We start from the raw sequence: 20051 nt of genomic DNA on the forward strand, positions 1-20051 counted from the left end.
CGCCCCCGGACCCGCCCAACCCGGACCCGGACCCGGACCCGGCAGACTCAACCGTCGAGACGCTGAGAAAGAGACCCACCAGCAGGCGGTTCCTTAACGGTAGGAACCAACCCGTCAACCACCTCAGCAGCAGCCCGAGCCGCGGCCCGTGCCGCCAACATGCTCTGGTGCTGCTCCAGCCGCCGCTGCCGCGACCGAGGCCCGGGATGCGGCACGGCGACCACATCGGTGAGCGCCTCCTGCGCGATGGCAGGCAGTTCGTCGTGTTGAGCCGGGACAGCGGGCACGACCATGGTCGTCTCCGAGTCCCGCTCGTCGACCGCCGCGACGACCGCTCGCGGGATCTGCAGCGTGTTCGCCGCGTCCATCGGCGATAAGGCGCTCTCCGGAGTTACCACGAAGGCGCCTCGCGCACGGGCCCGCGCCAGGATGGCGTCGGCCCGGTCACGGGGGTCCATGCGTCGACCTCTCCCTGTCGCGTCGTCGATAGTGGGGTCCAGGGTATGCCTTTCTTGGCTCCACGTCAGCGAAGAACCGGGAAATCACACCTGGGTACGCGTGATCGTCCGTCACCCTGCCGGGTGACAGGTAGGAAGGGGCAGACCTAGTTGGCCTCCAGCTCCGCCATGATGCGGGTGCTGGAGTCGGCCTTGTCGGTGCCGCCGATGCCGTAGTGCAGTGTGATGTCGTTGCGCTGGGCGGCGGCCAGTTCGGCGGTCGGCAGGTCGGACAGGTCGCGCCGGTCACCGCCGTTGCAGAACTCGAGCTCCGTGTCCGGGTACGCGGCCCGGATGAGGTCGAACGTCTCGTCGATGCCGGGACCGTCCTCGACCGCGACGTAGACGTCGTCGACGCAGCGCAGCGCGCGGACGATCCTGGCGCGGATGTCCTCGACCTGGATGATCCGGCCCTTCTTGAGCATCTGCTGCCGGTCGTTGTTCACGACCACGATCAGGTACCCGGACCGCTCGGCAGCCGCTTCGAAGAGGTCGAGGTGGCCGTGGTGGAGGGGGTTGAAGTACCCACTCACGATCGAGGCCTTGGCCGGTCGTGTGGGGGTGGTCATCGTCGATTCCTCCATGAGCGGTTCGAGGGTGACAAGTCAAGCAGCATAACGAGGTAGCGTCTTCACCCGTGCAGGCACATCTCGAGCACGGCTGGCGGCCGGACTTCGCGCTGGACCTGCGCTCGGTGCTGGCGCCACTGCGGCGAGGATACGGCGACCCGACGTTCCGCGTCACGGACACCGGCCCGACGTGGCTCGTCGCCAACACCCCGGCGGGCGTCGGCACGCTGGCACTGCGCGTCGCCGGCGGCGAGGTCCGCGCCTCCGCCTGGGGCGACGGCGCGGAGGTGCTCCTGGACGGCGTGCCCCGGCTGCTGGGCGCCGACGACGACCACTCCGGGTTCGTGGCCCACCACCCCCTGATCGCCGACCTGCACCGCCGCATGTCCCTGCGCCTGGGGGCGACGGGCCGGGTGTGGGACCTGCTGGTGGCGTCGGTGCTGGAGCAGAAGGTCACCGGCTACGAGGCACACCGCTCGTGGCGCGAGCTGTGCCGCCGGTTCGGCACGGCGGCCCCCGGTCCCGCGCCCGCCGGCATGTTCGCGCCGCCGGCGCCCCACGCGACCCTGGCCATCCAGGACTGGGAGTGGCACAGGGCGGGCGTGGACCTGGCCCGGCGCAAGGCGCTGGTGGGGGCGGCGCAGGTGGCCCACCGGTTGGAGAAGGCGGCGGAGCTGCGGGGGCGGGCGGGACGCGACCTGCTGCGCAAGGTGCCCGGCATCGGCTTCTGGACCGCGGCGGAGGTCGCGCAGCGGGCGTGGGGGGATCCGGACGCGGTCAGCGTGGGGGACTTCCACATCCCGGGGCTGGTCGGCTACGCCCTGCTGGGGCGGAAGATCGACGACAAGGGGATGCTGGCGGTGCTGGCGCCCTACGCGCCGCACCGGCACCGCGTGGTCCGCTACATCGAGGCCGGCGGTCCGGGCAAGCCCCGCTTCGGCCCCCGATACGCGGCACGCGACTTCCGGGAGATGTGAGCCATCTGCTTCTCGGCTTCGCATCACGGGTCGACGACTGCCCCCTCCTGTCAACCGCCGAACCGCAACGAGACCTCCGCCGGCTCCGTTCGCCCGGTTCGCCACGTTCGGCCCACCGAGAGCATCGCTGTTGACCTGCGGTTTAGCGAGTTGTCCACAACCATCGCCACTATCCACAGGCAAGATCAACAACCGGGGACTGTCGGTGCTGGCCGGTAGAATGGGACCGGGGCCGCCCCCCGGGTTCGGGTGGGGGTTGCTTAAGTTACGAGGGCTCGCCAAAGTCGCGTTTCCGCAGGTCAAAATACTACGCGAGGACCTGGGTCGCCGCTGCCAGCATCTCCGACAGCCCTGTCCAGCCAGTCGGGTCCTCGGGAAGGCCATTCACCGGCCACCACCGCAGGTCAAGGGACTCCGCACTGCGGACCGGCGAGGCCCCCGCCGGCGCGCGGACCAGGAACCGGACGTCGAAATGCCGGGTCGGCACGCCCAGTGAGCACGTGATCGGGTGGACGTCCACGTGGACCGGTTCCGGGACGATCGTCAGGCCCGCGATGCCCGACTCCTCCGTCGCCTCGCGTAGGGCCGCTGCTGCCAGTGTCAGGTCCGCCGGTTCGCAGTGGCCGCCCAGCTGTAGCCACGTCCCTACGCGGGGGTGCAGGGTCAGCAGCACCTCCGCGCCCGAGGCCGACAGCACCACCGCCGACGCCGTCAGGTGGCCCGGCTCGCACGAGCGCTGGCACGCGTCCGGGCGGGCCGCCAGGAACCCCAGGAACGCCTCCCGCAGGGACCGCTGGGACGGGGCGGCTGGTCGCCACGCCGCCAGGGTCGCGTATGCGTCCTCGTGCAGGGTCACCATGTTTCGAACCGTTCGTCCGGGTCCTCGGGGCGCGGGGGCGCCACGGCCGACGAGACGTGGCCCACCGCGACCGCGCCCACCAGCTCGGGCAGGGACGTCGTCGGGAGCCAGTGGCTGCCCAGGCCCGCCGCGGCCAGCGCCACCTGCAGGCGGTGCACCGCGGCGCCCACCGCGAACAGGTCCGCGCCGAACGCCAGCACCACCTCCGGCGCGCCGTACAGCCGCTCCACCGCCAGCTCGTCCAGCACGTCCTTGCGTCGCGCCCGGTCGGCCAGGTGTGCGAACCGGACCGCCGCCCCGCCCGTCAGCGCGGCCGCCGCGGCCTCCCTCAGCACGTCCTCGGCAACGGGTTCGTCGGTGAAGTCGGTGAAGTCGGTGAGCGACGGCACGGGCAGCGCCGCCGAGCGTTGGCCCAGGACGATGGCCTCCTCCGTGCCCAGGCGGAACAGGTCCTCCTCCACCGGGCGGACCAGATCCCTCGCCCTGGACGTGTCGGAGCCGATCGTCAGGCCGCGGACCACCGCCACCGGCATCGCGCCCAGTTTGCCCTTCACCAGGTCCGCCGCGGCCGCCACCTCGTCCGCCACCGCGATCTCCGTGACCGCCAGCTCGTTGCCGTGGCGGTCCACCTGGCCGCGGTAGCCGTGCAGCACGCGCATGCCCGACGCGCCGATCGCCACGTCCGTCTGGCCCACCCGCCACGCGCGGCCCATCGTGTCCGTGATGACCACCGCCACCTCGACGCCCAGGCGGTCCCGCAGGCCCCACCTCAGCGCCATCGCCGACGCGTCCGGGTCCGCCGGCAGCAGCGCCAGCTCGTCGCCCGCCACGTTCGAGGCGTCGATGCCCGACGCGGCCTGGACGATGCCCAGGTGGTTCTCCGTGATGTACGTCCTGGCGCGGCGGGCGATGATGCGGACCGACTCGTCGAACACGAGCCGCCTGCGGATGCGGTCCCGTTCCTCCGGATCGGTCGGCACGCGCACCAGGCGTCCCTCTACTTTGGACACCACCTTGCTCGTGACCACCACGATGTCGCCGGAGCGCAGCCAGCGGGCGGCCGACGCGATGGCGCCGGAGAGATCATCGCCGGGACGGAACTCGGGCAGACCCTCGACGGGCAGGATCTCGACCTTGCCCTCGGCGGCGTGATCACTCAACGGTGACTCCGGCGACGGCGAAGGCGGCGCGGACCATGTCGGCCGTGGCGTCCACATCGGACATGAGCAGCGGCACCGCGCGCACCTCGACGTCCGGGACGGTCGCCGTGTCGCCGGTGTGCACCAGCCAGCCGTCCAGCAGGCCCTCCGCCGACGTGCGCGACCCGTAGTGGCGGCCGACGCCCTCCGCGGTGGTCGCCACGCCGATCGCGGTGAGGCACGCGTCGGCCATGCCCCGCACCGGCTTGTCGTTCACGATCGGGGAGACACCGACGATCTTCGCGCCGGCCTTCACCAGCGCGGTCCGCACGCCCGGCACGGCCAGGACCGTGCCGACGCTCACCACCGGGTTCGACGGCGCGAGCAGGATCACATCCGCGGCCGCGATGACGTCGAGCACACCCGGCGCGGGCTTCGACTCCTCCGCACCCACCGGCACGATCGAGTGCGCCGGCAGTGCGGCCCGGTGCCTGATCCACCACTCCTGGAAGTGCACCGCGACCCGCTCGCCGGTGTCGGGGTCGTCGATCACCACGTGCGTCTCGACCCGGTCGTCGGTCATCGGCAGCAGCCGCACCCCCGGCTGCCACCGCGCGCACAGGGCCTCGGTGACCTGCGACAACGGGTACCCGGCCCGCAGCATCCGGGTCCGGACCAGGTGCGTCGCGATGTCCTTGTCGCCGAGTCCGAACCACTCCGAGCCCGCGTCGTACGCGGCCAGCTCGTCCTTCACCGTCCACGTCTCACCGGTCCGGCCCCACCCGCGCTCGGTGTCGATGCCGCCGCCGAGCGTGTACATGCAGGTGTCCAGGTCCGGGCAGATCCGCAGGCCGTGCAGCCACACGTCGTCGCCCGTGTTCACGATCGCCGTGATCTCGCCGGACGGACCCAGCGCGTGCCTCACCCCCTGCAGGAACCGCGCCCCACCGACACCACCGACCAGAACGACAACCTTCACCGCACCATCGTGCCTCACTCCCAGAAGCGGAACGCCAGGTCCCCGAAGGCGGCGAAGACGCCGTCGCCGCCGACCAGCTCGTAGAGGTTGTAGGAGACCTCCTGGAACGCGTTGCCGACCGCCGGGACGGCGAAGATGGCCACGAAGAGGATCAGCGGCGCCCACGGGCGCGCCTTGGCGCCGAACCGCTGCGCCTCCGGTGACAGCCAGGGCTCGATCGCGCCCCACCCGTCGAGCCCCGGGATCGGCAGGATGTTCAACACGAACGCGAAGATCTGCAGCAGCGCGAGGTAGGACAGCCCGGCCGCGAGCCAGAACGTGGGCTGCACCAACGACACCACGAGCATCAGCAGGATGCCGAGCACCAGGTTGAAGAACGGCCCGGCGAGCGACACCAGCGACTCGGTCCGCCTGTTGCGCAGCGAGTGGTGGTTGATGAACACCGCGCCGCCCGGCAGCGGGATCCCGCCCACCGCGAGGATCAGCAGCGGGAAGACGAGGCTGAAGACCGGGTCGGTGTACTTGCGCGGGTCCAGCGTCAGGTAGCCCTTGAAGTACACCTCGCGGTCGCCGCCGCGGTAGGCCACGAACGCGTGCCCGAACTCGTGCAGGCACAGTGAGACGCCCCACCCGGCCAGCACCATGAGGAAGATGCCGGCCTTGGCCATCACGTCCGGGTTCGAGTAGGGGAACGCGTCGCTGAAGGCCGCGACGACCCCGCCGGCGATGGCGATGGCCAGGATGGCGAGGAACACGGGCGACGGACGGACCGCTGATCTCTGCACGGACACAGTGTGTCAACGTTCGCTGTGTGGTCGCCGTGCGGGTGCGTCATTTTCGTGTTATTGCGCTGTCGCGTCGAGGTATTTCGTTCTGCCCCTTAGGGCATCACCCGGCCGGGTGCATCGCTTGACGCGCCGCGACTACACGGGTGTAATCACAGGGATGTCATTCGCCAATGGGAGGGCGAGCGGCGTCCGCCGACCGGGGAGAGCGGAAGGCGGGGAGGTGGACGGACATGATGGCTGACGAAGGGGACCGAGTCGTGGAGTGGGGGGAGCGCCCGTACGGGGAGTTCGGCGTGCTCGCTGAGCTCCTCGACGACGCCGAGGAGCAGGAGTGGCAGGAGCGCGCCCTGTGCGCGCAGACGGACCCGGAGGCGTTCTTCCCCGAGAAGGGTGGCTCGACCCGGGAGGCCAAGCGGATCTGCCAGGGCTGTGAGGTACGTGCGGAGTGCCTCGAGTACGCCCTCGGGCACGACGAGCGCTTCGGTATCTGGGGCGGGTTGTCCGAACGGGAGCGGCGCAAGCTGAAGAAACGCGCGGGGTAAGACGCAGAGTTCAAGCCGTCCGTGGCATCTTGTGCGAATGCCACGCTACGGCTCGCGGGGAGCCACGCCCGTGCTGCGCACCGCGCCTGTGCTCGCGGTGCTGGTCTGCCATGACGGCGAGGAGTGGCTGCCGGAGGCGCTGGCCGCGTTGCGGCGGTCCGCGCCGAGGCCACGGCACGTGCTGGCCGTCGACACCGGTTCGACGGACGGCACGGCGCGGCTGCTGAGCGACGCCGCGCGCGGTGAGGACCGCGTGCTCGACGGCGTGCTCACCCTCGACCGGGACACGGGCTTCGCGGCCGCCGTGCAGGAGGCGGTGTCCGCGGCCATCGAGCGCTGGGGCGACCCCGGCGGCTGGATCTGGGTGCTGCACGACGACTGCGCGCCCGACCCGCAGTGCCTCGCCCGGCTGCTGTCCGCGGCCGACGCGTCGCCGTCCGCCGGTGTGCTCGGCCCGCTCGCGCTGGACTGGGACGACCCGCGGCTCGTGGTCGAGGCCGGGCTGTCCACGGACGCGAGCGGCCACCGGCAGACCGGGCTCGGTCCGTCCGAAGTGGACTGGTCGCGGCTGGGCCGGGACTACGAGCAGAGCACCGAGGTCCTCGCCGTCCCGTCGGCCGGGATGCTGGTGCGGCGCGAGCTGTGGGAGAAGCTCGGCGGCTTCGACCCCGCGATCACGTTGCTGCGTGAGGACATCGACTTCGGCTGGCGCGCGAACCGGGCGAACACCGTGGTGTTGTGCGTGCCGGCCGCGCGGATGCGGCACGCACGGGCGGTGCTCACCCGCCAGCGCCCGGTCGACGCGCCGCGTGCGTCGACGGCCTCGGTCGAGCGGGCACAGGGCGTGCGCACGTTCCTCGTGAACTGCTCGCTGCTGTCCTTTGTGGTGGGTGTGCCGCGGCTGGTGCTGCTGTCACTGGTGCGTGCGATCGGGTTCGCCATGCAGCGCAGGCTCACCGAGGCACGGGCGGAGCTCGGCGCCGCCGCGTACGTCCTGAGCGGGCGCGCGGGACTGCTGGAGGGGCGGACGCTGCGCCACGCCGCCGTCGAGGTCCGCGGCGTGCGCGGGTTGTTCACGTCCCGCCTCACCCGGCTGCGCAACTGCGTCCGGGCGGCGATCGCGCACCTCGTGCGCCGGCGGTTGCAGGCGGACGCGGCGCTCGGCCGGCTGCCGGACGCGGTCGTGGTGCCCGTCGACGGCCGGGTCGTCGAGGAGGTCCGGCTGCCCGTCGGACCCGCCGCGCTGCCGGCCGGGGCGACCGGGCGACTGAGGAGGTCGGCCGGGCTGCGGCAGCCGGCGACCTCGGTGGCCGTGTCGCTGGCGGTGCCGGACACCGTGCTGCCGTACGGGTTGCGGCCCAGCCCGCACCGCAGGCCCTCGCCCGTGCCGCGGAACGGGGCCGCGCGGCCCGCGCCGGAGCTGGTCATCGTCGAGGTCGACCGGGCGCGGCTCGCGCGGCAGGTCCTCCTCGCGCCGCCGGTCCTGCTGTTCGTGGGGCTGCTCGCGCTCGCGCTGTTCGTCAACGCCGGGCGGCTCGGGTTCGACCTGACCGGCGGCCGGCTGCTGCCGGTGGCCGACCTCGCGACCACGTGGTCGTCCTACCTCGAGACCTGGCACCCGGTGTCCGGGGGCACGGCCGCCCCCGCGCCGGCGGCGCTCGCGATCATCGGCGGGCTCGGCGCGGTGCTCGGCGGCCCGCAGGCGGCGGTGGCGGTGCTGCTGCTGGGCAGCATGCCGCTGTCCGGGCTGCTCGCGTACGTGGCGACGCGGCGGCTGCCCGTGCACCGGTGGGTCAGGGCACTGGTCGCCGCCGCGTACGCGTTGCTGCCGCCCGCGACCGCCGCCGTCGCGCAGGGGCGGCTCGACACGGTGGTCGCGCACCTGCTCGTGCCGCCGGTCACCACGGGCATCATCGCGTTGCTCGGGCGGTCGCGGACCACCTCGGCGGCCTGGCTGTCGACGGCCGCGTCGTCGGCGTTCGGACTGGCCGTCATCGGGGCGTTCTCGCCGCTGGTGCACCTGCTGCTGGTGGCGTACGCGCTGGCCGGGTTCGTCGTGCTGCCCGGCTACCGGGGGACCGGCGGGCGGCGGGTGGCGGCGCTGTTCGTGGTGGTGCTGATGCCGCTCGCGCTCCTGCTGCCGTGGCCGGCGGTGCTGATCCAGCACCCCGGGGTCGTGATCCACGGGGTGGGCGCCTACGTGCCGACGCCGGTCGTGTCGCTGTTCGAGCTCGTGTCGTTGGACCCGGGTGGGCCGGGTGCGTGGCCGGCCGTTGGGCTGGTGGTCGTCGCGTTCGCCCTGGTCGGCATCGCCGTGCGGCCGCGCCGGACGGCGTTCCCCGGACTGGCGCTCGCGGTGACCGGCGGGTGCGCGGTCGCCCTGGTGCGGTTGATGGGTGCGCCGCCGATCACGGGCGCGCTGCCGATGTACGGGTGGGCCGGGCCGGGGCTGGTGCTGGCCGGGTGGGGGTTGCTGCACGCGTTGCTGGGGGTGTGCCGGGCGGGCGGGCCGGCGATCTCGTGGGTGCGGCCGGCGGCGGTGCTGGGGGTGTTCGGGGTTCTGGGGTTGGCCGTGGGCGCGCTGGTGGCGGGCCGTTCGGGGCCGCTGAGCAACGAGGTGCCGCACCTGGCCTCGACGCTGTCGTACGACCTCGCGGAGTCCCACCGGTGGGTGCTGGTGCTGCCGTCCTCGCCGTCGGACGAGCCGAGGATGACCGCCGGCCGCATGCCGTCCTTCGGCGACGACGACCTGGCACCGGTGAACGACGCGGTGAGCATGCGCTCGCTGGCCGAGGTGCTGCGCTCGGACCCGAAGGCGGGCGTGGCCCAGGCGGCGGCCGCGGGCGTGCTGTTCGTGGTGGTGCCCTCTTCGTCGGAGGCGGCGTCGCTGCGGGAGTCGGCCGGCGACCTGGTGGTCGAGGCCCCTCCGATGTCCGACGGCCGGCCGGTGCTGCGGCTGCAACCGGCGGCCGGATCGGTGACGCTGCTGTCCCCCGAACAGGCACGCCGGGCGGTCACGGGCGGTGAGCCCCCGGTGGAGCTGGGCGCGGGCGGCCTCGTCCCGGTGGACGCCGCCCCGCCGTCGGTGGCGGTCCGCGTCTCCGACGGCCCGGACGGCCGCCTACTGGTCATCACGGCGGAGGAGGAACCGGGCTGGACCGCGACGGTCGACGGCCGCCCGGTGCCGATCGTGCGGGCATGGAACCACCTGGTGGCGGTCTCCCTCCCGACCCGAGCGGCGAACGTCCAGGTGGAACAGCCGACCGCCCTGCGCAGCGTCCTCCTCCTGACCCAGGCGGCCATGGTCCTGTTCATCGCACTGACGGCCATCCCCAGCCGAGGCCCCCGCTAACCCGCGTGTCCAACGCCCAGAACCCGCGTGTCCAACGCGCACGACAGCTGAGTTCAACAAAACCTGACGGCGGGATTTGTTGAACTCACGTGTCCGCTCGGTTGGACTCGCGCGTCCCCTCGGTTGGACACGCGCGTCCGGAGCGTTGGACACGCGGGTTGTCAGGCTTCGCCGTCGATGATGTTCGGGTCCACGCCCAGGTAGTTGGCCACCTGGTCGACCAGGACGTGGTGGACGAGGTCCGCCAGGTCGGCGCCGTCGCGGGCGCGGGCCTCCAGGGGGCGCCGGAACAGGACGATCCGGGCCTTCGTCGGTAGCCCGCGGCGGTCCATGCCCGCCGGCACCAACCGGGCCAGGGGCACCCCGGCGTCCGTGAGCGTCCCCTCGGCCGCGATCGTGGCGTCGTCCCCGCGTACGTCCGGCACGTCGTCGACGGCCACGTCCAGCTTGGTCAGCTCCGTGCGCCAGCGGGCCTCGATCGGCTCGAGGGCCGCCAGTACCAGGGCGTCGAAGCGCTCGGCGCGGGTCGACGCGGCCGGCAGCGTCGACGGGTACAGCGACCCGCGCAGCCCACGCCCATGGCGGTCCCGGTTGGGGCGCCGCCTTCGGGAGAGTCTGCCGCGTGTCGAGGTCACAGACTTGAGGGTATCGAGCCCACGAACCTCCACGGTGTGGCGAGGGGCTATTTCCACCGGGACGCGCTATCGTCCACGTTCGTGCGGAGCGTGCGGAAGTGTTCGCGGACCGGGTGCGGAAGCCCGGCCGTCGCGACCCTGACCTACGCCTACGCCGAGTCGACCGCCGTCGTCGGGCCGCTCGCGACCTACTCCGAACCGCACAGCTACGACCTGTGCGAGGAGCACGCGCTGCGCCTGACGGTCCCGCGTGGCTGGGAGGTCGTCCGGCACGACGGCGAGTTCGCCGCCCCGGAGCCCACCGTCGACGACCTGACCGCGCTGGCGGAGGCGGTCCGTGAGGCCGGCCGGCCCGACCGCCCGATCGAGCCCCCACCCGAGCCGTTGCCCGGCGCGCCGACGACGGGCCGCCGGGGTCATCTTCGAGTTCTACCCAACCCGGTCACCGAGTAACACCTGGCCGGGCTTCACCGCACCGCCGGTAGGCTCGCCAGAGGCAAATCCGCAGACCTCTCGGGGAGCACTGGTGCGAGACCTGTCCGGCGTCTTCAAGGCCTACGACATCCGTGGTGTCGTGGGCGAGCAGCTCGACACGGACCTCGTCCGCGACGTGGGCGCGGCGTTCGCCCGCCAGGTCACGGACGCTGGTGCGATCGTGATCGGCCACGACATGCGGGCGTCCTCGCCCGGCCTCGCGAGCGCGTTCGCCGAGGGCGTGAACCGCGAGGGCCTCGACGTCGTGATGATCGGCCTGGCCAGCACGGACATGCTCTACTTCGCCTCCGGCCACCTCAACCTGCCGGGCGCCATGTTCACCGCCAGCCACAACCCCGCCAAGTACAACGGCATCAAGCTGTGCCGCGCGGGCGCCGCCCCGGTCGGCCAGGACACCGGCCTGACCGACATCCAGCGCGACGTCGAGGCCGAGACGCCGCCGTCGGAGGGCAGGACCGCCGGCAAGCTGGAGACCCGCGACATGCTCCCCGAGTACGTCGCCTACCTGCACAAACTCGTCGACCTCTCGAAGTCCCGGCCGCTCAAGGTCGTCGTCGACGCCGGCAACGGCATGGGCGGCCACACCGTCCCGGCCATGTTCGAGGGCCTGCCGATCGACATCGTGCCCATGTACTTCGAGCTGGACGGCAGCTTCCCCAACCACGAGGCCAACCCGCTCGACCCGAAGAACATCGTCGACCTGCAGGCCAAGGTCCGGGAGGTCGGGGCGGACGCGGGCGTGGCGTTCGACGGCGACGCCGACCGCTGCTTCGTGGTCGACGAGCGCGGCGAGCCGGTCTCGCCGAGCGCGGTGACCGCCCTGGTCGCGGTCCGCGAGCTGAAGAAGGACCCCGGCGGCACGGTCATCCACAACCTGATCACGTCCAAGGCGGTGCCGGAGATCGTCGCCGAGAACGGCGGCAAGCCGGTCCGGACCCGTGTCGGCCACTCGTTCATCAAGGCCGAGATGGCCAGGACGAACGCGATCTTCGGCGGCGAGCACTCCGCCCACTACTACTTCCGCGACTTCTGGCGCGCCGACACCGGCATGCTGGCCGCGCTGCACGTCCTCGCCGCGCTCGGTGAGGACGTCCGCCCCCTGTCCGTGCTGACCAGCGCGTACTCCCGCTACGCCGCGTCCGGTGAGATCAACTCGACGGTCGACGACCAGGCCGGCCGGATGGCCGCGGTCAAGGAGGCGTTCGCCGGGCGTGACGGGGTACGCACGGACGAGCTGGACGGTCTTACGGTTGAGCTGCCCGACGGCGGTTGGTTCAACATCCGGCCGTCCAACACCGAACCGCTGCTGCGCCTGAACATCGAGGCACCGGACGGCGACGCGGTCGCGGCCATCCGCGACGAGGTACTGGCGATCGTCCGCGCCTGACACAAGGAGGGGACATGGCCGTCCAGCTCGACCCGAGGCTCCTCGAGATCCTCGCCTGCCCGTCCGACGACCACGCGCCACTGCATCCCGGCGCGCCGACCGACCCGGAGGCCGATGTGCTGACGTGCACGTCATGCGGCCGCCAGTTCCGCGTCGAAGACGGTATCCCGGTGTTGCTGCTGGACGAGGCGATCGAGCCGAAACCGAACGAAGAGGGCGCGGAGTCGTGAGCGGAGCGAACCACTGGCGCGAGGCGCGGTCGTGAATGCCGCGGTCGACGACACCCTGCTCGACGACCTCGGCCGTCTGACCGACGTCGACGCGGACGGCCTGCTGCCCGCGTCGGCCCGCGCCGGCGCGCAGGTGCGGGCCACGCTGGAGGCGGGCCGGGACGCCGGCATCGACCGCCTCGCCGGCCACCGGCCGCGCGCGCTCGTGCTGCTCACCTGCCCCGGCCTCGGCCCGGTCGCGGCGAAGGTCCTGATGTCGCTGCTCGGCCGGGAGTGCGGGGTGCCGGTGGTGCTCACCGACACCGCGCCGCCCTGGCTGAGCGCGCTGGACGTGGTGGTCGCGCACACCGAGGACCCGGGTGACATCGCGCTGGCCGAGTCCGTCGACCGTGCCGCGCGCTACGGCGCGAGCGTCGTGCTGACCGCGCCGGAGGACGGCCCGGTCGCCGCGGCCGCCGCGGGCAAGGCCGTGCTGATCACCCCGCGCGTGCCCGTGCCGCCCGGCTTCGGCTTCCCACGCGCGCTCGCCGCCGGCCTGTTCACCGCCACGACCCTCGAACTGCTGCGCACCGACCTCGACATGGTCGCCGACGAGCTGGACCGCGAGGCCGAGCGCGGGCACATGCAGCACGAGTCCTTCGTGAACCCCGCCAAGGCGCTGGCGCTGCGGCTCGCCGAGCGGACGCCGCTGCTGTGGGGCCTGGACGACGTGGCGTCCGGCGTGGCCCTGTACGCCGCGCAGATGCTCGCCACCCACGCCGGCATCGTGTGCGACGCCGCCCCGTACCAGCAGGCCGCGAGCCGCACCGCGCTGCACCGCGCCGCCACTCAGGCCGCGTCCGGCACCGACATCTTCGCCGACCCGGACGACCTCGAGCCGGCCTCGGTCTCACCGCTGCGGACGTTCCTGCTGGCCGTGAGCGCGTTGCCGACCGACCCGGTCAGGCACCTCGCCGCCGACATGCTGCCCGACGCGGACCTGATCGCGCCGGCCGAGGAGATGACCGCGGACACGACCGCCTGCGCGGCCGTGCTCGCGCTGCGGTTCGAACTGGCCGCCCTGTACCTGGGGCTGGCGGCTGGCACGACCGGCGGGACCACCCGGTACACGCCGGCCCGGCCGAGGGAGTGAACGCTCTTGGAGCTGCTTGACAACCCGGTCCGGCCCTACGCGTGGGGCTCCCGGATGGCCATCGCCGAGCTGCTGGGCAAGCAGGTGCCCGCGCCGCACCCGGAGGCCGAGCTGTGGCTGGGCGCGCACCCGGGCGACCCGTCGCGCGTCGGCTCCCGGTCGTTGCTGGACGTGCTCGCCGCGGATCCGGCCGGCCAGCTGGGCGAGGCGGTCGCCTCCCGGTGGAACGGCCGGTTGCCGTTCCTGCTGAAGGTGCTCGCCGCCGAGGAGCCGCTGAGCCTGCAGGCCCACCCGTCGGCCGCGCAGGCGGCCGAGGGGTACGCGCGCGAGGAGGCCAGGGGCATCCCGCGGGACGCGTCGAACCGCAACTACCCGGACCCCACCCCGAAGCCCGAGCTGCTGTGCGCGCTGACCGAGTTCCACGCGCTGGCCGGGTTCCGCGACCCGCACCAGACGGTGTCGCTGCTGCGCGCGGTGTCCACGCCGGGGCTTTCGCCGTACGTGGAGCTGCTGGCGGCGGAGCCGAACCGCGAGGGCCTGCGTGCGCTGTTCACCACGTGGATCACGCTGCCGCAGCCGAAGATCGACGCGCTGGTGCCGCCGCTGCTCGACGAGTGCGTCGTGCACGTCAAGGAGCACGGGCCGTTCGAGCTGGAGTGCCGGACGCTGCTGGAGCTGGGCGAGAGCTACCCCGGCGACGCGGGCGTGCTGGCGGCCTCGCTGCTCAACCGGCTGGTCCTGGCGCCGGGCGAGGCGATCTTCCTGCCGGCCGGGAACCTGCACACCTACCTGCGGGGCACGGCCGTCGAGGTGCTGGCGAACTCGGACAACGTGCTGCGTGGCGGGCTCACGCCCAAGCACGTGGACGTGCCGGAGCTGTTACGGGTGCTCGACTTCGGCTACGGCGACATGGGGGTCACGACGGGCGAGCCCGCCGGTGCCCGGCACGTGTACCGGACGTCGGCGCCGGAGTTCGAGCTGTCCCGCCTGGCGTGGGTGGACGGGTCGCGTGAGCCGGTCACGCTGCCCGGCGGCACCCCACGCATCCTGGTGGTGATCGACGGCGCGCTGTCCGCCGGGGAGACGACGCTCACCCGAGGGCAGTCGGTGTGGATCCCGGCCAGCGACCCGGATGTCACCCTGCGCCCGGCCGGCGCGGCCGCCCTCGCGTTCGCCGCCACCTGCGGCCACCGGCCCTGACGGCACCCCTCCGTGAGACGTTGAGCGCCCTTGCGGGAGGGCGTCTCGCGGGCTGCTGGGCGGCGGGTAGCCGAGCGGTCCGCCGTGTGGGTCTCTAGGCTGCACACTGCGACAAAAGCGACAGGGGCTGAAGGAGTGTGGGCTGGTGAGCGCAGGGGGCGGGACGAAGGCGATCCTCGCGGCGTTGGGGGCGAACGCGGGGATCGCGCTGGCGAAGTTCGTCGGGTTCGCGGTCACCGGGGCGTCGTCGATGCTCGCCGAGGCCGTGCACTCGGTCGCGGACACGTCGAACCAGGGCCTGCTGCTGCTCGGCCAGCGGACCTCGAAGCGCAAGGCCACCCCGGAGCACCCGTTCGGCTTCGGGCGTGACCGGTACTTCTACTCGTTCGTCGTCGCGTTGATGCTGTTCACGCTGGGTGCGGCGTTCGCGATCTACGAGGGCGTCCACAAGCTGCAACACCCCGAGCCGCTGACCGCGCCGATCGTGGCGGTGATCATCCTGGTGGTCGCGATCGGGCTGGAGGGCTACAGCTTCCGCACCGCGATAGCCGAGTCCCGCAAGATCAAGGGGAACGTCTCCTGGTGGGGCTTCATCCGCCAGTCGCGCACGCCGGAGCTGCCGGTCGTGCTCCTCGAGGACTCGGGTGCCCTGCTCGGCCTGGTGTTCGCCCTGTTCGGCGTCGGCCTGTCGGTCATCACCGGCGACCCGATCTGGGACGGCGTCGGCACGCTCATGATCGGTGTCCTGCTCGGTGTGATCGCCGTCATCCTGATCATCGAGATGAAGAGCCTGCTGATCGGCGAGGGCGCCACGACGAGCGAGCTGGACACGATCACGAACGCGCTCGTCGGCGGCCGCGTGCAGCGCCTGATCCACATCCGCACCCAGTACCTGGGCCCGGAGGAGCTGCTGGTGGCGGCGAAGATCGCCCTCGAACCGGGTCTGCCGCTGGTGGACGTGGCGGCCGAGATCGACAGGGCGGAGGCCCGCGTCCGCGAGGCGGTCCCCGCCGCCCGCCTGATCTACCTGGAACCGGATCTGGACCGCAGCACGGCGAAGACCTGACCCGCGTGTCCAACGCCCAGACCCCGCGTGTCCAACGCCCAGAACTCGCGTGTCCAACGCTCGTGACCGGTGAGTTCAACAAACGCGGCTAAGGGGTATAGCCGAGTTCGTTGAACTCGCGCGTCCACGGTGTTGGACACGCGTGTCGGGCCGGTTGGACACGCGCGGGGTTAGGGTCGGGCGGACGGTTGGGGATGGAGGCTGGTGTGGCCGGAACAGGGTTGTTGCGGACCAAGTCGGTAGAGCAGTCGATGAAGGACACCGACGAGCCCGGCTCGCGGTTGCGGAAGAACCTCAGCGCGTGGGACCTCACGGTCTTCGGCGTCGCCGTGGTCATCGGGGCGGGCATCTTCACGCTCACCGCACGGACCGCCGGTGACCTCACCGGGCCGTCGGTGTCGCTGGCGTTCGTGCTCGCCGCGGTCGCGTGCGGGCTCGCGGCGCTGTGCTACGCGGAGTTCGCGTCGACGGTCCCCGTGGCCGGCAGCGCGTACACGTTCTCCTACGCCACGTTCGGCGAGCTCGTCGCGTGGATCATCGGCTGGGACCTGGTGCTCGAGTTCGCCGTCGGCGCGGCCGCGGTGTCGACCGGCTGGTCGGAGTACCTGCAGACCGTGCTGTCCTACATCTTCGGCGAGAACGTCAAGACCACGTTCGACGTCGGCAGCGTCACCGTCAACTGGGGCGCGCTCGTGCTGGTGGTCGTGCTGACCGTGTTGCTGGCGCTCGGCACCAAGCTGTCCTCGCGGGTCAGCATGGTGATCACGGGCATCAAGGTCGCGATCGTGCTGTTCGTGATCTTCTTCGGCATCGCGTACATCAAGGCGTCGAACTACAGCCCGTACATCCCACCCACCAAGACCGGCTCCTCGGCGTCCACCGGCGTGGACCAGACCGTGTTCTCGTGGCTGGCCGGCGGCAGCAGCTCCGCGTTCGGCATCTTCGGCCTGTTGGCCGGCGCGTCGCTGGTGTTCTTCGCGTTCATCGGCTTCGACGTGGTCGCCACGACCGCCGAGGAGACCCGCGACCCCAAGCGCGCCGTGCCGCGCGGGATCATCGGGTCGCTGGTGATCGTCACCGTGCTGTACGTCGCGGTCTCGTTCGTGGTGACGGGCATGGTGAAGTACCAGGACCTGGCCACGGGCGAGGACGGCGAGCACAAGACGCTGGCGACCGCGTTCGCGCTGAACCACGTGGACTGGGCGGCGAACGTGATCTCGATCGGCGCACTGGCGGGCCTGACGACGGTCGTGATGGTGCTGATGCTCGGCCAGGTCCGCATCATGTTCGCCATGTCCCGCGACGGCCTGCTGCCGCGTGCCCTGTCCCGCACGGACGAGCGGCACGGCACCCCGGTCCGCGCCACGATCCTGGTCGGCGCACTGGTCGCGGCCGCGGCCACGTTCTTCCCGGCCGGCAAGCTGGAGGAGATGGTGAACGTGGGCACGCTGTTCGCGTTCATCCTGGTGTCGGGCGGCGTGATGATGCTGCGGCGCGCGCGACCGGACCTGGAGCGCTCGTTCCGCGTGCCGGCGCTGCCGGTGATCGGCACGCTGGCGATCGTCGCGTGCGTGTGGCTGATGCTGAACCTGACCATCCTGACGTGGGTCCGGTTCTTCGTGTGGATGATCATCGGCATGGTGGTGTACTTCGCGTACGGCCGGCGGAACTCGTTGCTGGGTAAGAATGTTCCTGTGTCTTGACGTCGGTTCCACCTGGACCAAGGGCGTGGCGGTCGGCCGGGACGGCACGCTCCTCGGTGTGGCACAACACCGGACCACCCCGCCGGAGGTGATGGACGGCGTCGCGGCGGTGACCGCGGCGCTGCCCCCCGCCGCCGAGACCCTGGCCTGCTCGTCCGCGGGCGGCGGCCTGCGGTTGGCGGTGGTGGGCCAGGAACGTCTGGTGAGCGCGGAAGCCGGCCACCGGGTGGCACTGTCGGCGGGCGCGAAGGTCGTCCACGTGTCCGCCGGGTCGCTGGCCAACGTGTACGCCCTGCGCGCGTCCCGCCCCGATGTCGTGCTGCTGGTGGGCGGCACGGACGGCGGCGACGAGAAGGTGTTGCTGCACAACGCGTCCTGCCTGGCGCGGGCCAGGATCACGGCCCCGATCGTGCTGGCCGGCAACGAGGAGGCCCGGGACGCGGCCCTCGCGATCCTGGCCGGCCGAACGGTCGTCGCCACCGGCAACGTGCTACCGGATGTCGGTGAACTGGCCCCGGAACCGGCCCGGGCCGCGATCCGCGAGGTGTTCCTGGCACACGTGATCGGCGGCAAGGGCCTGTCCCGGGGCCGCCGCTTCCGCGAGCTGGTCAGCACCGTGACCCCGGACGCGGTCCTGTCCGGCGTGGCGACCCTTGCCCGGCAGGAGGAGGGCGCGGTGCTGGTGGTCGACGTGGGCGGCGCGACGACCGACGTCTACTCGGCGGTCTCCGCGGTGGACGAGCGACCGGCCAGCACGGTGGCCCTCCCGCCGGACCGCAGAACCGTCGAGGGCGACATCGGCATGCGGGTGAGCGCCCCGGGGGTGGTGGCGGAAGCGATCACCGAACGCCTCCTCCCGCCGGACACCGACCTGACCGCGAAGGCCCGCCACCGCAACGAAACCGTCGACTTCGTACCGGCGACGCCCGACGAGCAGCGGACCGACCTGCGCATCGCCCGCCTGGCGGCGACACTGGCGATCCGCCGCCACCTACGCATGGTCGGCCAACTGGGCCCCACCGGCGCGACGGTGCTCGTCCTGTCCGGCGGCGTGTTCCGCCACGCGAACTCGCTGGTGGAGTTGGAGAAGGAGCTGCGCGCGGACCTGGGGCCCGTACTCCGCAACGCCCGGGTCGTCGTCGACCGCGAGGGCCGCCTGGGCCCGGCGGGCCTGCTGACCCAGGCCGGCCACACCACGACGGCCGCCACCCTGCTGACGGCACTCACCACGGCCACCGCGCAACGCCCCTAACTCGGGGCGACTCCCGGCAGCTGGAACAGCGTCGGCGGCTCCGACGGATCGAGCCCGGCCGCCATCGCCACCGCCCGGTCCCATTCCGGATCGGCCGAGTAGTTCCCGTGCCGCTGCAACCCGGGCGTCCACCGCCGGCCGGTGAGCGGCGCGCGCCGCGGGTCCGGTAGCCAGTGGTCCAGCCCCAACACCAACGCCCCCGACGGCCCCCGCTCCGCCGCCGCCAACGGTCCCGGCGTCCCGTCCGGCCGCAACCCCATCCCCAGCAACGCACCCTCGAACACCTGCCGCCGCCACGTCGTCACCGCGCCGCCCAGCGGATCCGTTCCCCGGCACAGGGAGCGCCACCGCGTCCCCAGCTCGCCCGCCAGCGTCTCCAGCGACGAAAACGGCAGCACGGCCGGAAAAGCCCGCGTGTATGCCCACTGCAGCTGCGACCCCACGGTCACCACGCCGATCCGCCGGCGCTCCGGTTCGTCCAGCGAGTTGAGCAGCCGCGCCGCCGCGACCGCCACCAGGAGGCTGCCGTGGCTCTCACCCACCAGCACCACCCGCGTCCCGGGCTCCCGCAGGTGCGCCACCGTCCGGGCCGCCACCTCCGGCGCCACCTTCACCGCATAGCACGGCGGCACGATCGGATGCGCCTCCCGCGGCCAGAAGCACGCCAGGTCCGCCAACACCCCCAGCTGCCGCGCCGACGACGGTGCCCGTGCCGCGTTGTACACCGCCCGCAGCAGGGCACCCGCCAGCGCGCCGAGCGCCAGCACACCGACGCCGGTCAGCGGCGTCAACCAGTCCGGCGGCGCCACGAAACGGAAGTACAGCGCCATCGCCGCACCCGCGGACAGCACTCCGGCACACGCCAGCACCACGTGGTGCACATGCCGCCGCTGCCACGACGCGAGCCGCCACTCCCGCACCGGCGACCCGATCAGCAACGCCTCCGCGGACGACGTCGTCCGCAGGCGCCACAGCGCGAACGGGGCCACCACCACCGCGACCACCAGGCCCAGGACGGCGCCCGCGCCCCACAGCATCGTCACCGGGCCGTACCCCGGCGGCAGCCAGTCGGTGCCGAGCAGCCGCTGCACCACGAACCCCAGCCCCGCGCCGAAACCGCCGCCGAGCAGCGCCGCCACGGTCAGGACCGGCGCGGCCATCCAGCCGCCCGCCCACGGCCGCAGCTCCCTGGGCTGGCCCCGCCACTCCCGCCGCGCGATCCGAGCGGCCGGTACCAGCAGCACACCGA

At 72.5% G+C, this 20051-nt stretch carries 18 protein-coding genes and 1 pseudogene; 11 read left to right on the forward strand and 8 right to left on the reverse strand.

Annotation, left to right across the window (positions count from 1 at the left end; genetic code table 11):
* Nucleotides 1–47 precede the first annotated feature (47 nt).
* Together ACJ73U_RS45755 and ACJ73U_RS45760 are read right to left on the reverse strand one after the other, a co-directional pair.
* On the reverse strand, nt 48–458 hold the full coding sequence (locus ACJ73U_RS45755) for a hypothetical protein (RefSeq protein WP_407784075.1): 411 nt from the start codon (nt 456–458) through the stop codon (nt 48–50).
* 146 nt (nt 459–604) lie between these two features.
* Nucleotides 605–1066, reverse strand: coding sequence for an adenylyltransferase/cytidyltransferase family protein (locus ACJ73U_RS45760; protein WP_407784076.1), 462 nt, complete (start codon nt 1064–1066; stop codon nt 605–607).
* Nucleotides 1067–1134: 68 nt separating this feature from the next.
* Between ACJ73U_RS45760 and ACJ73U_RS45765 the strand changes: the two genes are divergently transcribed.
* Nucleotides 1135–2043 carry a DNA-3-methyladenine glycosylase family protein gene (locus tag ACJ73U_RS45765; RefSeq protein ID WP_407784077.1) on the forward strand — a complete coding sequence of 303 codons (909 nt, stop codon included), beginning with the start codon at nt 1135–1137 and terminating at the stop codon, nt 2041–2043.
* A 307-nt stretch (nt 2044–2350) separates the two neighbouring features.
* Here the strand turns inward: ACJ73U_RS45765 and ACJ73U_RS45770 are convergent, their stop codons facing one another.
* Genes ACJ73U_RS45770 through ACJ73U_RS45785 form a run of 4 tightly spaced genes read right to left on the reverse strand, consistent with a single transcriptional unit; the run spans nt 2351 to nt 5805 of the window.
* Nucleotides 2351–2899, reverse strand: coding sequence for an NUDIX hydrolase (locus tag ACJ73U_RS45770; protein ID WP_407784092.1), 549 nt, complete (start codon nt 2897–2899; stop codon nt 2351–2353).
* A complete protein-coding gene (locus ACJ73U_RS45775; protein ID WP_407784078.1) occupies nt 2896–4062 on the reverse strand; it encodes a coenzyme F420-0:L-glutamate ligase in 1167 nt (388 codons plus the stop codon). Before ACJ73U_RS45775 ends, ACJ73U_RS45770 begins: the two co-directional genes overlap by 4 nt.
* Nucleotides 4055–5020 carry a 2-phospho-L-lactate transferase gene (gene cofD, locus ACJ73U_RS45780; protein ID WP_407784079.1) on the reverse strand — a complete coding sequence of 322 codons (966 nt, stop codon included), beginning with the start codon at nt 5018–5020 and terminating at the stop codon, nt 4055–4057. The genes ACJ73U_RS45775 and cofD overlap by 8 nt, the downstream gene beginning before the upstream one ends.
* A 14-nt stretch (nt 5021–5034) precedes the next feature.
* Nucleotides 5035–5805 carry a site-2 protease family protein gene (locus ACJ73U_RS45785; protein ID WP_407784080.1) on the reverse strand — a complete coding sequence of 257 codons (771 nt, stop codon included), beginning with the start codon at nt 5803–5805 and terminating at the stop codon, nt 5035–5037.
* Between the two features lie 233 nt (nt 5806–6038).
* Between ACJ73U_RS45785 and ACJ73U_RS45790 the strand changes: the two genes are divergently transcribed.
* Nucleotides 6039–6350: a WhiB family transcriptional regulator gene (locus ACJ73U_RS45790; protein WP_407784081.1), complete on the forward strand. Its 312-nt coding sequence runs from the start codon at nt 6039–6041 to the stop codon at nt 6348–6350.
* Nucleotides 6351–6387: 37 nt separating this feature from the next.
* Nucleotides 6388–9702, forward strand: a complete 3315-nt coding sequence (locus tag ACJ73U_RS45795; protein WP_407784082.1) for a glycosyltransferase — start codon at nt 6388–6390, stop codon at nt 9700–9702.
* Nucleotides 9703–9863: 161 nt separating this feature from the next.
* Here ACJ73U_RS45795 and ACJ73U_RS45800 read toward each other — a convergent pair whose 3' ends face one another.
* Nucleotides 9864–10337: a metallopeptidase family protein gene (locus ACJ73U_RS45800; RefSeq protein WP_407784083.1), complete on the reverse strand. Its 474-nt coding sequence runs from the start codon at nt 10335–10337 to the stop codon at nt 9864–9866.
* An 81-nt stretch (nt 10338–10418) separates the two neighbouring features.
* On the opposite strand from ACJ73U_RS45800, the gene ACJ73U_RS45805 reads away from it, so the two are divergent.
* From ACJ73U_RS45805 to ACJ73U_RS45840, 8 genes are all read left to right on the forward strand, one after another.
* Nucleotides 10419–10790, forward strand: coding sequence for a DUF3499 domain-containing protein (locus ACJ73U_RS45805; protein WP_407784084.1), 372 nt, complete (start codon nt 10419–10421; stop codon nt 10788–10790).
* Nucleotides 10791–10863: 73 nt separating this feature from the next.
* Nucleotides 10864–12219, forward strand: a complete 1356-nt coding sequence (locus ACJ73U_RS45810; protein ID WP_407784085.1) for a phosphomannomutase/phosphoglucomutase — start codon at nt 10864–10866, stop codon at nt 12217–12219.
* A 14-nt stretch (nt 12220–12233) separates the two neighbouring features.
* Nucleotides 12234–12449, forward strand: a complete 216-nt coding sequence (locus ACJ73U_RS45815) for a Trm112 family protein (protein ID WP_407784086.1) — start codon at nt 12234–12236, stop codon at nt 12447–12449.
* A gap of 31 nt (nt 12450–12480) precedes the next feature.
* The gene (locus ACJ73U_RS45820) at nt 12481–13581 is read left to right on the forward strand and encodes a hypothetical protein (RefSeq protein WP_407784087.1); all 1101 of its coding nucleotides are present in this window, start codon (nt 12481–12483) and stop codon (nt 13579–13581) included.
* 6 nt (nt 13582–13587) lie between these two features.
* On the forward strand, nt 13588–14781 hold the full coding sequence (manA, locus tag ACJ73U_RS45825) for a mannose-6-phosphate isomerase, class I (RefSeq protein WP_407784088.1): 1194 nt from the start codon (nt 13588–13590) through the stop codon (nt 14779–14781).
* 145 nt (nt 14782–14926) lie between these two features.
* Nucleotides 14927–15847, forward strand: a complete 921-nt coding sequence (locus ACJ73U_RS45830) for a cation diffusion facilitator family transporter (protein ID WP_407784089.1) — start codon at nt 14927–14929, stop codon at nt 15845–15847.
* Nucleotides 15848–16053: 206 nt separating this feature from the next.
* A complete protein-coding gene (locus ACJ73U_RS45835; protein ID WP_407784090.1) occupies nt 16054–17550 on the forward strand; it encodes an amino acid permease in 1497 nt (498 codons plus the stop codon).
* The gene (locus ACJ73U_RS45840) at nt 17534–18802 is read left to right on the forward strand and encodes a glutamate mutase L (protein WP_407784091.1); all 1269 of its coding nucleotides are present in this window, start codon (nt 17534–17536) and stop codon (nt 18800–18802) included. The genes ACJ73U_RS45835 and ACJ73U_RS45840 overlap by 17 nt, the downstream gene beginning before the upstream one ends.
* Here ACJ73U_RS45840 and ACJ73U_RS45845 read toward each other — a convergent pair.
* Nucleotides 18799–20051 (reverse strand): annotated as a pseudogene (locus ACJ73U_RS45845) (hypothetical protein); the annotation flags it as partial. The gene ACJ73U_RS45840 and the pseudogene ACJ73U_RS45845 overlap by 4 nt on opposite strands.

Source organism: Actinophytocola sp. (assembly GCF_045807065.1).
Lineage (GTDB): Bacteria > Actinomycetota > Actinomycetes > Mycobacteriales > Pseudonocardiaceae > Actinophytocola.

Excerpts from the sequence above, each read along its gene's own strand:
- ACJ73U_RS45755 (WP_407784075.1), bottom strand. The coding sequence starts at position 458 with ATGGACCCCCGTGACCGGGCCGACGCCATCCTGGCGCGGGCCCGTGCG.
- ACJ73U_RS45760 (WP_407784076.1), bottom strand. The coding sequence starts at position 1,066 with ATGACCACCCCCACACGACCGGCCAAGGCCTCGATCGTGAGTGGGTAC.
- ACJ73U_RS45790 (WP_407784081.1), top strand. The coding sequence starts at position 6,039 with ATGATGGCTGACGAAGGGGACCGAGTCGTGGAGTGGGGGGAGCGCCCG.
- ACJ73U_RS45795 (WP_407784082.1), top strand. The coding sequence starts at position 6,388 with ATGCCACGCTACGGCTCGCGGGGAGCCACGCCCGTGCTGCGCACCGCG.
- ACJ73U_RS45815 (WP_407784086.1), top strand. The coding sequence starts at position 12,234 with ATGGCCGTCCAGCTCGACCCGAGGCTCCTCGAGATCCTCGCCTGCCCG.
- ACJ73U_RS45840 (WP_407784091.1), top strand. The coding sequence starts at position 17,534 with ATGTTCCTGTGTCTTGACGTCGGTTCCACCTGGACCAAGGGCGTGGCG.